General features: G+C 65.6%; 8 protein-coding genes and 6 tRNA genes. 3 read left to right on the forward strand and 11 right to left on the reverse strand.

Annotation, left to right across the window (positions count from 1 at the left end; all coding sequences use genetic code 11):
* Positions 1-44 precede the first annotated feature (44 nt).
* Both VSR71_RS00585 and VSR71_RS00590 read left to right on the forward strand, forming a co-directional pair.
* Complete coding sequence (locus tag VSR71_RS00585; protein ID WP_342912051.1) at positions 45-1,832, forward strand: glycosyltransferase family 39 protein; 1,788 nt, start codon at positions 45-47, stop codon at positions 1,830-1,832.
* 115 nt (positions 1,833-1,947) lie between these two features.
* Positions 1,948-3,300, forward strand: coding sequence for an MATE family efflux transporter (locus tag VSR71_RS00590; protein ID WP_342912052.1), 1,353 nt, complete (start codon positions 1,948-1,950; stop codon positions 3,298-3,300).
* 116 nt (positions 3,301-3,416) lie between these two features.
* On the opposite strand, the gene VSR71_RS00595 is transcribed toward VSR71_RS00590, so the two are convergent.
* The 7 genes from VSR71_RS00595 to gltX form a co-directional block, all read right to left on the reverse strand.
* Positions 3,417-3,493, reverse strand: a tRNA-Asp gene (locus tag VSR71_RS00595).
* A 68-nt stretch (positions 3,494-3,561) separates the two neighbouring features.
* A tRNA-Glu gene (locus tag VSR71_RS00600) sits at positions 3,562-3,637 on the reverse strand.
* A gap of 106 nt (positions 3,638-3,743) precedes the next feature.
* A tRNA-Ala gene (locus VSR71_RS00605) sits at positions 3,744-3,819 on the reverse strand.
* 187 nt (positions 3,820-4,006) lie between these two features.
* Positions 4,007-4,083 (reverse strand) — tRNA-Asp (locus VSR71_RS00610).
* Between the two features lie 68 nt (positions 4,084-4,151).
* A tRNA-Glu gene (locus VSR71_RS00615) sits at positions 4,152-4,227 on the reverse strand.
* A 66-nt stretch (positions 4,228-4,293) separates the two neighbouring features.
* A tRNA-Ala gene (locus tag VSR71_RS00620) sits at positions 4,294-4,369 on the reverse strand.
* 272 nt (positions 4,370-4,641) lie between these two features.
* Positions 4,642-6,048 (reverse strand): glutamate--tRNA ligase, encoded by a 1,407-nt coding sequence (gene gltX / locus VSR71_RS00625; RefSeq protein WP_342912053.1) that lies wholly within the window; start codon positions 6,046-6,048, stop codon positions 4,642-4,644.
* Positions 6,049-6,305: 257 nt separating this feature from the next.
* Between gltX and VSR71_RS00630 the strand changes: the two genes are divergently transcribed.
* Complete coding sequence (locus VSR71_RS00630; protein WP_342912054.1) at positions 6,306-7,235, forward strand: patatin-like phospholipase family protein; 930 nt, start codon at positions 6,306-6,308, stop codon at positions 7,233-7,235.
* A gap of 65 nt (positions 7,236-7,300) precedes the next feature.
* On the opposite strand, the gene VSR71_RS00635 is transcribed toward VSR71_RS00630, so the two are convergent.
* The 4 genes from VSR71_RS00635 to VSR71_RS00650 all read right to left on the reverse strand — a co-directional run bounded on the left by VSR71_RS00635 (position 7,301) and on the right by VSR71_RS00650 (position 12,233).
* Entirely contained in the window at positions 7,301-7,981 is a 681-nt protein-coding gene (locus VSR71_RS00635; RefSeq protein ID WP_342912055.1) for a C40 family peptidase, read from the reverse strand.
* A 396-nt stretch (positions 7,982-8,377) separates the two neighbouring features.
* Entirely contained in the window at positions 8,378-9,967 is a 1,590-nt protein-coding gene (locus VSR71_RS00640; RefSeq protein WP_342912659.1) for an ABC transporter ATP-binding protein, read from the reverse strand.
* 83 nt (positions 9,968-10,050) lie between these two features.
* Positions 10,051-11,187: an ABC transporter permease gene (locus VSR71_RS00645; protein WP_342912056.1), complete on the reverse strand. Its 1,137-nt coding sequence runs from the start codon at positions 11,185-11,187 to the stop codon at positions 10,051-10,053.
* Positions 11,184-12,233 (reverse strand): microcin C ABC transporter permease YejB, encoded by a 1,050-nt coding sequence (locus VSR71_RS00650; RefSeq protein WP_133096116.1) that lies wholly within the window; start codon positions 12,231-12,233, stop codon positions 11,184-11,186. Before VSR71_RS00650 ends, VSR71_RS00645 begins: the two co-directional genes overlap by 4 nt.
* Between the last annotated feature and the right edge of the window lie 38 nt (positions 12,234-12,271).

Below are 12,271 nucleotides of genomic sequence, written 5' to 3' on the forward strand. Positions count from 1 at the left end.
CTGTGGCCTTCGCGCCATTGCGCCACGGCCCGACCTGAGCATCGATGCGTCAAGCCAATACCTCACCCGTCCAGTTGACCGCTGCCGCGACCGGCGCCCTGCCGCGCGCCCTGCTGCTGGCGATCTGCATCATCTATGGCCTGGTCGGCCTGTTCGGCCGCGATCCGTGGAAAAACGAGGACGCCGCCGGCTTCGGCGTGATGTGGCAACTGGCCACCGGCGGCCTGCATGACTGGCTGATGCCGAACATCGTCGGCCGGCCGTTCACGGAGGACGGTCCGCTGGTGTTCTGGATCGGCGCGCTGATGATCCGCGGCTTCGGCGGCTGGCTGGGACCCACCGACGCCGCGCGCCTTGCCACCGCCCTGTTCTTCTTCTCGACCTGCGCCTGCATCTGGTACAGCACCTACCTGCTGGGCCGGCGCGACGAGGTCCAGCCGTTCGCCTATGCGTTCGGCGGCCAGCCCAATGCGCGCGACTATGGCCGCACGCTGGCCGACGGCGCGCTGCTGATCTTCCTGGCCTGCGTCGGCCTGGCCATGCGCGGGCACGAGACCACGCCGCAGGTCGGCCAGGTGGCCTTTATCGCGCTGGCGCTGTACGCGCTGGTGCGCAGCCTCGACAAGCCGCTGATGGGCAGCTTGGTCTATGGTGCCGCGCTCGGCGGGCTGGCGCTGGCCAGCGGCCCCATCCTGCCGCTGGCGCTGCTGTTCGGCACCGTGGTCTGCGCGCTGGTGTGCAAACCGCTGCCTTGGCAGCGGCTCGCCGCCATCGGCATCCCGCTGGCGTTGCTGATCGTCGCGGCGTGGCTGGCCGCGGCGTATTTCGGCGCGACGGACCGAACCGAGGCGGTCACCTTTATCCGCGAATGGGCGCGCTACGACCGGCGCAACTATGGTTCGCCGAACATGCAGACGTTCGGCTTCAACATGCGCAACCTGTTCCTGTACACGTGGCCGGTCTGGCCGATCGCGGCATGGGCATGGGTTGCATGGGCCGGCATGCGCCGCGCCGCCCACGTTGCAATGCCGCTGGCGGTGCTGCTGCCCGTGGTGGTGCTGCTGTTCCTGCAACGCAGCGGCGGCGACGTGCAGTTCATCCTGCTGCTGCCGCCGATGGCGGTACTGGCGGCCTTCGCGCTACCCACGCTGGCGCGTGGCGTGATCAACGCGATCGACTGGTTCGCGCTGCTGTTCTTCACCATCTTTGGCGGCACGGTCTGGTTCATGTGGATCGCCAAGACCACCGGCTGGCCGCCGCGCATCGCGCGCAACGTGTTCCGCCAGCTCCCCGGCTACCAGCATGAGTTCACGATCACCGCGGTGCTGATCGCGCTGGCTGCGACCATTGCCTGGGTGCTGATCGTGCGCTGGCGCCTGTCGCGCGCGCCCAAGCAGATCTGGCGGCCGGTGGTGATCTCGGCTGCCGGCACCACGCTGATGTGGGTGATGGCGATGACGCTGTGGCTGCCGTCGATCAACTACGGCAAGACCTACCGTGACGTGGCCCAGGCCGCGGCGATGGCGCTGCCGCCCGCATACCGGTGCGTGCAGCCGATCCGCATGGGCGATGCACAGCTGGCATCGTTCGCCTACTTCGGCCATATCCGCTTTGGCGGCCCCGGCGACGGTTGCGACGTGCTGCTGCGCCACGATTCGGTGGACTATGGCGAGCCCGGCAATATCTCGCATTTCGAATGGCGGCTGATCTGGGAAGGCCGCCGCCCCGCGGACCGCGACGAGCGCTTCCGCATGTACCGGCTGGTCGATACCGCGCGCGCCGTGCATCCGCGCCCCGACCTGCCGCGCCGCCGCCTGCCGCGGCAGCCCTGATCCCACCGGCGCGAGCCCTTCGCAGCGCACCGCAGCGCCATCGATCCATTCCGGCCGCAGGCGGCTGCGGGCATCGTGCCCGGCCAACGCCCCTGACATCGCCCCTGAGGCCTGAATGACCCTGTTCCAAGACCTTCGCCGCATCTTCAGCCTGGCCGCGCCGGTACTCGCCGGCCAGCTGGCCGTGATCGCCTTCGGCGTCATCGACACCGTGATGGCCGGCCGCGCCTCCGCCACCGACCTCGCCGCTGTCGGCCTGGGCGGTTCGATCTACGTCACCGTCTATATCAGCCTGATGGGTGTGCTGCAGGCGCTGGCGCCTGTCGCCGGCCAGCTCTATGGCGCCGGCCGCGTCGAGGCGATCGGTGCGGAAGTGCGGCAGGCCGCGTGGCTGGGTGCCGCGCTCGCGATCCCCGGCGTGCTGCTGCTGGCCTTCCCGGCGCCGCTGCTGGCTTTTGCCAAGGCGCCGCCCGAGCTGGTCGACAAGGCTACCGCCTACCTGCATTTCGGCGCGTTCGGGCTGCCCGCGGCGCTCGCCTTCCGCATCTATTCGGCGCTCAACAATGCGATGTCGCGGCCGATCATGGTCACGGTGCTGCAGGTTGGCGGCCTGGCGCTGAAGATTCCGCTCAATGCCTGGTTTATCCACGGCGGCCTGGGTGTGCCAGCCATGGGCGGGCCCGGCTGCGGGCTGGCCTCGACGCTGATCAGCTGGGCATGGTGCAGCGCCGGGCTGCTGATCCTGCGCTATGGCGCTGCCTACCAGCCGCTGCGGATCTTTGCCACATGGAGCTGGCCGGCAGCCGCGCCGTTGCGCGCGCTGCTGCGCCTGGGCGTGCCGATGGGGCTGACCTACCTGATCGAGATCACCTCGTTCACGCTGATGTCGATCTTTATCACGCGGCTGGGCACGGTCACGCTGGCGGGGCACCAGATCATCGCCAACCTGGGCGCCGTGGCCTACATGCTGCCGCTGTCGCTGGGCATCGCTACCTCGACACTGGTTGCACAGCATATCGGCGCACGCGATCTCGCCGGAGCAAGCCGCATTGCCTGGCGCGGCATCCGCGCGGCCGTGGCACTGGCCATGCTGACCGGCGCGCTGCTGTGGCTGCTGCGCGAGCCCATCCTGCACGCCTATGCGAGCGACCCCACCGTGGTGGCGGCCGCACTGCCGCTGGTGCTGTTCGTGGCCTTCTACCAGGCATTCGATGCCGTGCAGGTGATGACGGCGTTTATCCTGCGTGCCTACAAGATCGCGATGATTCCGACGCTGATCTATGCGGGGTCGCTGTGGGGCATCGGGCTGGGCGGCGGCTATGTGCTGGGGTTCGGACTGATCGAAGGCCTGCCGGCGTTCACGCATGGAGCGAGCGGGTTCTGGCTGGCCAACAGCATCAGCCTCGCCATTGCCGGTGGTTTGCTGGTGCGGTATTTCGCGAAGGTGAGCGCCGACATGAAGCTTTGATCCGATCGCATGCTCCGATGGCGCGCCTGCGCTTGCCGCAGGCGCACCTGCAGATCGAGGCGTGGGAAAAACCTGGAGCAGAAAAGAAAAACGCCCGCTTGCGCGGGCGTTTAATTTGGCGGAGTGGACGGGACTCGAACCCGCGACCCCCGGCGTGACAGGCCGGTATTCTAACCGACTGAACTACCACTCCTTAGTCGGCGCCGCTTCAAGCATATGGCTTGAGACGACTGCTGGACGTCTGATTACGCCCGGCTGTTTTGGCGTCCCCTAGGGGATTCGAACCCCTGTACTCACCGTGAAAGGGTGATGTCCTAGGCCTCTAGACGAAGGGGACAGAAACTTGTTATTCAACGCGTTTTCTGTCTTGCGCTGGAAAGTCCGACATTCTAACAAACTTTTTCGCGCCTGGGAAGCATCTTTTTCGATACCTCCCGAATCCTTGGTGGAGCTAAGCGGGATCGAACCGCTGACCTCTTGCATGCCATGCAAGCGCTCTCCCAGCTGAGCTATAGCCCCATACGGGTAACTGCCTGATACTGCTTTCGCGGCTTTCACAAACTGCTGTGTTTGCAGCGAAGTTAGGATTATATATCGATTTCCGCAACGATTGCAACATTTTTTACTGTTGCCGTGGTGATTATCAACATAATCCCTCACCCTAAAAGAAAAACCCGCATGGCGATTAACCATGCGGGTTTAGTTTTGGCGGAGTGGACGGGACTCGAACCCGCGACCCCCGGCGTGACAGGCCGGTATTCTAACCGACTGAACTACCACTCCTTAGTCGGCTGCCACCTCGAGCAAAGCTCTTGGTGACGCGCTGGACGTTTGATTACGCCCGGCTGTTTTGGCGTCCCCTAGGGGATTCGAACCCCTGTACTCACCGTGAAAGGGTGATGTCCTAGGCCTCTAGACGAAGGGGACAGAAACTTGTTTTTCAACACGTTCCGTCTGGCGCCATCCGATACTGACTGGATGCCACCTGAATCTTGGTGGAGCTAAGCGGGATCGAACCGCTGACCTCTTGCATGCCATGCAAGCGCTCTCCCAGCTGAGCTATAGCCCCATGGTACTGCCATTTACTGCCACTTGCGTTATTTTCGCTTGATTTAACTACCGTTTCAAGCGAAGCCAAGATTATATATCAACTACTAATCTTTGCAAGCTTCCCTTTAACTTTTTTCGCTTTTCTCTTTGCTTTCTAAAAGCCTGGAGATTGCGTAGATCCTTGCGGATCCGTCAGCCCGCTTGGTCAGGGACCGCGCTGCAGGGAGAACGAGATTATGCGCAACTCCGGTCCGGAGCGCAAGCCCCCGGCCCGGATTTTTGCGAGATTTTTTACGCGGCGATACCGGCGCCCAGGCGGCGCAGCACCGTGTCGCGGCCGAACAGTTCGAGCACCGCGTCAATGCTCGGCGTTTGCAGCTGGCCCGCCACCAGCAGGCGCACCGGCATGGCCAGCTTGGGCATCTTCAGGCCGAACTCGGCCAGCACCGCCTTGAAGGTCGCACTGATGGCCTCGCGCTTCCACTCAGGCAACGCGGCCAGCTGGCTGGACAGCGCGGCCAGCGCGGGCTGGATCTCCGGCGTCAGGTGCTCGGCCCTGAGCGCGGCATCCGCCTGCGGCTCGCCGCGATAGAACAGCAGCGCGGCCTGTGCGACTTCCTTCAGCGTGTTGGCGCGATCCTTCACCAGAGCCACCACGCCGACCTGATCGGCGCCTTCCACCTTGCCGCCCAGCGCTTCGATGAACGGCCGCGTCAATTCGGCCAGGCGCTGGTTGTCGCCGACCTTGATGTAGTGGTTGTTCAGCCAGGCCAGCTTTTCCGGGTTGTATTGCGCCGGCGACTTGCCCAGGTGATCCAGGTCGAACCACTCGATGAACTGCTCGCGCGAGAAAATCTCGGCGTCGCCATGGGCCCAGCCCAGGCGGGCCAGGTAGTTCAGCACGGCTTCGGGCAGGTAGCCTTCGTCGCGGTAGCCGGTCACGGCCATGGCGCCGTGGCGCTTGCTCATCTTCTCGCCCTGCTCGTTCAGCACGGTCGGCAGGTGCGCGTAGACCGGCGCGGTGCCGCCGAGCGCGCGGATGATGTTGATCTGGCGCGGGGTGTTGTTGACGTGGTCGTCGCCGCGGATCACGTGCGTGATCTTCATGTCGAGGTCGTCCACCACCACGCAGAAGTTGTACGTGGGCGTGCCGTCCGGGCGCGCGATCACCAGGTCATCGAGCTCGTCGTTGGAAATCTCGATGCGGCCCTTGACCGCGTCGTCCCAGACCACGCTGCCGCCGATCGGATTCCTGAAACGGATCACCGGATCCACGCCGGTGGGCGGCTCGGGCAGGACCTTGCCCTCTTCCGGGCGCCAGAATCCGTTGTAGCGCGGCTTCTCGCCCCGCTCGCGCTGGGCTTCGCGCAGCGCGTCGAGTTCCGCGGTGCTCATGTAGCAGCGATAGGCCAGGCCGGCATCGACCATCTGCGCCACCACTTCCCGATAGCGGTCCATGCGCTGCATCTGGTAGAACGGGCCTTCGTCGATGTCCATGTCCAGCCAGGCCATGCTCTCCAGGATCACGTCGACCGCTTCCTGCGACGAGCGCTCGACGTCGGTGTCTTCGATGCGCAGGATGAAGTCGCCCTTCATGCGGCGGGCGAAGGCCCAGGGATAGAGCGCGGAGCGGATATTGCCGAGGTGGATGAAGCCGGTCGGGCTCGGCGCAAAGCGGGTGCGGACGCGTTGGGTCATGGTCAGGGGCAGAAACAAGAAAGCCCGCGCGCAGCGGCGCGCGCGGGCTGGTATGTGCAGGCTTTGCATTATACAAGCACGCTCCGCCGCCTTCTGCATGGCGCCCGGGCGTGCGCGGAATCATTTATGCTTGCGCCGGTCTGAGATCGTGCCGGCCGACGCGCATGCCGACGCAAACCGCACTATGCGGCGTAAAGCAGCGCCAACATCACATGCCACGGCGTTACCGGCCACCCCTGATTCACTGATCCCGCTTCATGCAACGACGTCATTTCCTCGGCCTCTCCGCGGCCGCCCTGCTGGCGGGCTGTGCCTTCGGCCCGCGCACCGCGCCGCCGGTAGCAACCACGCCCGCCGTCCCGCCCACCCCACGCCCGATCAAGATCGGCCTGGCACTTGGCGGCGGCGCCGCGCGCGGCTTTGCCCATATTGGAGTGATCAAGGCGCTAGAGGCGCAGGGCATCCATGCCGACCTGGTGACCGGCACCAGCGCCGGCGCGGTGGTGGCCGCGCTGTACGCGAGCGGCCTGGACGGCTTCCGGCTGAACAAGCTCGCGCTGACCATGGACGAGGCGTCGATCGCCGACTGGGCCCTGCCTTTCGGCACCCGCTTCGGCGGCTGGCTCAAGGGCGAGGCGCTGCAGAACTACGTCAACCGCCAGGTGCAGAACCGGCCGATCGAGGCGATGAAGCTGCCGCTCGGCATCGTCGCCACCGACCTGAAGACCGGCGAGAAGATCCTGTTCCGCCGCGGCAATACCGGGCAGGCGGTGCGTGCGTCGAGCAGCGTGCCGGGCGTGTTCCAGCCGGTTTCGATCCAGGGACATGACTACGTCGACGGCGGACTGGTCGAACCGGTGCCGGTCGACTCGGCGCGCGCCATGGGCGCCGACTTCGTCATCGCGGTAAATATCTCCGCCGACCCGTCGGCGCAGAAGAACGCCGGGCAGAGCGGCGTGCTGCTGCAGACCACCGCTATCATGGGCCAGTCGATCAACAAGATGGCACTGTCGCGCGCGGACGTGGTGATCCGCCCCGAGCTGCCCGACATGAGCGGCAGCGACTTCAACGCCCGCAACCGCGCGGTGCTGGCGGGCGAGCAGGCAACCGCCGCGGTGATGGCCGCGCTGCGGCAGAAGCTGGAACAGGCGCGGCTGCAGCCGGCCAGCACGGTAGCGACGCAATAGCTGCGCCCGGCGCGGACAACAAAAAGGACTGCCGCGGCAGTCCTTTTTGTTTGTTGCCGTGACGCTCAGCCGCCGTACATGGCGGCGCGTACGGCCTTGGGGTCGTAGCGCTTGAGTGTCTCGACCATGTCGCCGAGGCTTTCGCTGCGGCTGTTGCCATCGTCTTCGATACGGCGCGCGCCGTTGTAGCGCGTCACCCAGTACGCGGCGCGCATGTCGTCGACACGGATCTTGCTGCCCGTCGAGGGGGCGTGCACGAACTTGTTGTCGCCGATATAGATGCCGACGTGCGAGAACGTCTGGCGCATGGTGTTGAAGAACACCAGGTCGCCCGGACGCAGGTCGCTGGTCGCCACATTGGTGCCGACACGGCTGATTTCGACAGAGCGGCGCGGCAGCATGAAGCCGAAGGTGTCCTGGAACACGTAGCGGACAAAGCCGCTGCAGTCCAGGCCGGATTCGGGGCTGTTGCCGCCGAAGCGGTAACGCACGCCGATCAGGCCCAGCGCGTTCATGACGAGGTCGCCAGCCTTGCTGGCAACGTTGCTGGTGGAATTCACCATGGACGACAGCAAGCCACGCTTGCCTTCCGCATGCGAGTCCGCGGCCGAGGCCGTGGCATCGATACGGGCGTCGGCGTCCTTGAACACCGTGTCCGCCAGCACTCCATTCGACACAGTCGCACCGCAGGCAATGGCAATTCCGACGGCGGCGCGCGCCAGGGAATGAAGTACCGATCGCTGCATTGGTTCTCCCGTTGATCGTTTCCAAAGCAAGCCCCGGCACAAGGTCCGGGGCTGCTGGGGTATCCGTACGGCGTGTGCACCACGCCGGCACTACTGGGGGGATGCTACGCAACATCCGCGCCCGGCTGGAAGGACGCTATTGCGCCCCGCTCGCCCCGGGCGATGCACCGTCAACGTGCATGCACGAGCCAATGCGCCGGAGACACCACCCCCAAAAGTAGTACTCGCGGGATGGTAAAGGGTTGTCATTCACATGTCAAAGTTCGTTACAAATTCGCCGGATTTGACTTGCGAATCAACGATATAGGCCGAATTTCGCATCCTGTTTATCGGATTGCGCATATCAAAACGCCGCCAGGCCGGCGGCGTGAAAAGCGATGCTGCAGAGCACCGAGGTCAGGCAGCACCAACCTGCGCAGCAGCCATCAGCTTGCGGGTATAGGGATGCTGCGGCGCACCGAGCACTGCCTCGGTTTCCCCAGTCTCGACCACCTCCCCTGCCTTCATCACGATCACCCGGTGCGCCATGGCCCGGATCACCGCGAGGTCGTGGCTGATAAAGAGGTAGCTGAGGTTGTACTTGTGCTGCAACTGGGACAGCAGCGCCAGCACCTGCTGCTGAATCGAAACGTCCAGCGCGGAGGTTGGCTCGTCAAGCACCAGCACCTGGGGCTTGAGGATCAGCACGCGCGCGATCGCGATGCGCTGGCGCTGTCCGCCGGAGAATTCGTGCGGGTAGCGCCCCAGCGCGGTGCGGTCGAGCCCGACTTCGCGCAGGGCGTCGATGACGCGCTCGCGCGTGGCTTCGCGCGACAAGCCCGGCTGGTGCAGCGCCAGGCCCTCTCCGACGATCTGCTCGATCGTCATGCGCGGCGACAGCGAGCCGAACGGGTCCTGGAACACCACCTGCATGCGCGAGCGCAGCTGGCAGCGGTCCTTGCGCGTGGCGTCGTCGAAGCTGCGGCCCAGGAAATGGATAGTGCCAGCGCCCTTGCGCTGCAGCGCCAGCACGGTATGCGCCAGCGTGGTCTTGCCCGAGCCGGATTCGCCGACGATGCCGATGGTCTCGCCCTCGCGCAGCTGGAAATCGACATCCTTGACCGCCGCGAACTGATCCTTGCCGAACCAGCCAGCGAGGCCGCGGCGCTTGCGCGCGTAGTTGACGCTGAGGTTGCGCGCCTCCAGCAGCACCGGCGCCAGCGGCACCAGCGGCAGCACCTCGCGCTTCGGCCGGCTGTCGATCAGCTTGCGCGTGTACGGGTGCTGGGGCGCGGCAAACACCTGCGCGGTCTCGCCGGTCTCGACCAGCACGCCCTTCTCCATCACGCCCACGCGCTGGGCAAAGGAACGCACCAGGTTCAGGTCATGGGTGATCAGCATCACCGCCATGCCGAATTCGGCCTGCAGGTCGCGCAGCAGGTCCATGATCTGGGCGCGGATGGTCACGTCCAGCGCCGTGGTGGGCTCGTCGGCCAGCAGCAGCTTGGGCCGGCACGCCAGCGCCATGGCAATCATGGCGCGCTGGCGCTGGCCGCCGGAAAGCTGGTGCGGGAAGCTGTCGAAACGGTGGGCGGCATCGGTGATGCCGGTGCGCTCCAGCAGCGCGATGGCACGCTCGCGCGCCGCGCGGCGGTCCAAGCCTTCGTGCAGCGCCAGCGTTTCGACGATCTGGTTGCCGATGGTGTACAGCGGGTTCAGCGCCGTCATCGGCTCCTGGAAGATCATCGCGATCTCGGCACCGCGGATTGCCCGCATCTCGCGGTCGGAAACGTCGAGCAGGTTCTTGCCTTCGAAGCGGATCGCACCGTCGTAGTAGGCATCTTCCACCAGGCGCAGCATGGCCAGCGCGGTCACGGTCTTGCCCGAGCCGGATTCACCGACCAGCGCGTAGCGCTCGCCCGCGCGCAGGTCGAAGCTGACCTCTCGCACCGCGCGGGTGGCATGTTCGCCGTGGCCGAAGGTGACGGACAGCTTTTCCACGCACATCAGCTTGGAGCCAGGCGCCGGCGCCGCTGCCTGCGCAGCGGCAGCCCCGGCCTGGAGGACTGGCGCGGCTGACGAAAACGCGCTCATGGCGTGACCCCCGGTGCAGTCCCCGTCGGCGCGCCGGCCGGGACCTTGGGTTCGACCCGGCCACGCAGCTGGGCGAGGCCCAGGCGGGTGTCGAAGGCATCGCGCAGCGCGTCGCCCATGAAGGTCAGCAGCATCAGCGTCACCACCAGCACGGTGAAGGTCGACAGCGAAATCCACCACGCATCGAGGTTGCCCTTGCCCTGCGCCAGCAGCTCGCCCAGGCTGGGCGTGGTCGGCGGCACGCCCAGGCCAAGGAAGTCCAGGCTGGTCAGCGCCAGGATCGCTGCGCTCATGCGGAACGGGAGGAACGTGATCACCGGGGTCAGGCTGTTGGGCAGGATATGGCGCCACATGATCTGCACATTGGACAAGCCCAGCGCCCGCGCCGCCTTGACGTAGTCCAGCGAGCGGTTGCGGTAGAACTCGGCGCGCACGTAGTCGGACAGCCCCATCCAGCCGAACAGCGAGAGCAGGATGATCAGCAGTGCCAGGCTGGGCTCGAAGATCGATGCGAAGATGATCAGCAGGTACAGCTCGGGCATCGAGCTCCAGATCTCGATCGCACGCTGCGAAAACAGGTCGAAGCGGCCGCCGAAGAATCCCATCAGCGCCCCGGTCAGCGTGCCGATCACCACGCCGATCACGGTCAGCGCCAGGCTGAACAGCACCGACACGCGGAAGCCGTACAGCAGCCGCGCCAGGATGTCGCGGCCGCGGTCGTCGGTGCCGAGCCAGTTCTCGGCCGAAGGCGGCGCCGGGTTGGGCTCCTTGGCGAAGTAATTCAGCGAGTCGTACGAATACCGGTTCAGCGGGAAGAGCGCAAAGTTGTCGTCTGAGGTGATGCGGTCGCGGATAAACGGATCGAGATAATCGGCCGGCGTCGGGAAGTCGCCGCCGAAGGTCGTTTCCGGGTAGGTCTTGACGATCGGGAAGTAATAGCTGCCCTGGTAGCGCACCACCAGCGGGCGGTTGCTGGACAACACCTCGGCGCCCAGGCTCAGCACGAAGATGGCGACGAAGATCACCAGGCTCCAGTAGCCGCGGCGATTGCGCCGGAAGCGCTGCCAGGCGCGCTGGCGCGGCGAGGGCGAGTGCGGCAGGCCGTTGGGTACGGCGTGCGAGAACGGTTTCATCGGTGCAGGCCCTCGAAATGGATGCGGGGATCGACCAGCACGTAGCAGACATCGGAAATCAGGCGCGTGACCAGCCCGATCAGCGTGAACAGGTAGAGCGTGCCGAGCACCACCGGGTAGTCGCGACGCAGCACGGCCTCATACGACAGCAAGCCCAGCCCGTCGAGCGAGAACAGCGTCTCGATCAGCAGCGAGCCGGTGAAGAAGGCGCCGATAAAGGCCGCCGGGAAGCCGGTCACCAGCGGGATCAGGGCGTTGCGGAACACATGCTTCCATAGCACGCGGCGCTCGCCCAGGCCCTTGGCCCGGGCGGTCAGCACATACTGCTTGCGGATTTCCTCCAGAAAGGCGTTCTTGGTCAGCATGGTGACCACGGCGAAGCTGCCCACCACCGAGGCGGTGATGGGCAGGACCAGGTGCCACAGGTAGTCCATCACCTTGCCCATCAGCGACAGCTGTTCCCAGTTGTCGGAGGTCAGCCCGCGCAGCGGGAACCACTGCACGAAGGTCCCGCCGCCGAACAGCACCAGCAGCAGCACGCCCAGCACGAAGCCGGGAATCGCATAGCCGACCAGCACGACGATGCTGGTGACGACGTCGAAACGGCTGCCCGCCCGGATCGCCTTGGAGATGCCGAGCGGCACCGATATCAGGTAGGTCAGGAAAAACGTCCACAAACCCAGGCTAACCGACACCGGCAGCTTGGACTTGACCAGTTCCCACACGCTGCGGTGCTGGAAATAGCTCTGGCCCAGGTCGAATTGGGCGAAGCGCTTGAGCATCAGGAAGTAGCGCTCCAGCGGCGGCTTGTCGAAGCCGTACAGGGCTTGGATCTCCTTGATCTTCTCCGGGTCGACGCCGCGGCGGCCGCGGTATTCGGCGCCGCCGCCGCTGGCTTCGCCGGCCCCGCCCCGCCCTTTCAGTTCCATCATCATCTGCTCGACCGGGCCGCCCGGGACGAACTGGATGACGACAAAGGTCAGCGTGATGACGCCGATCAGCGTCGGGATCATCAGCAGGATGCGCTTGAGCAGGTAGGCAAGCATCGGCCGGTCCTTGTTTCTTTAGCTAATCTGCACTGAAC

It is taken from the genome of Cupriavidus oxalaticus, assembly GCF_038900635.1.
Lineage (GTDB): Bacteria > Pseudomonadota > Gammaproteobacteria > Burkholderiales > Burkholderiaceae > Cupriavidus > Cupriavidus oxalaticus_B.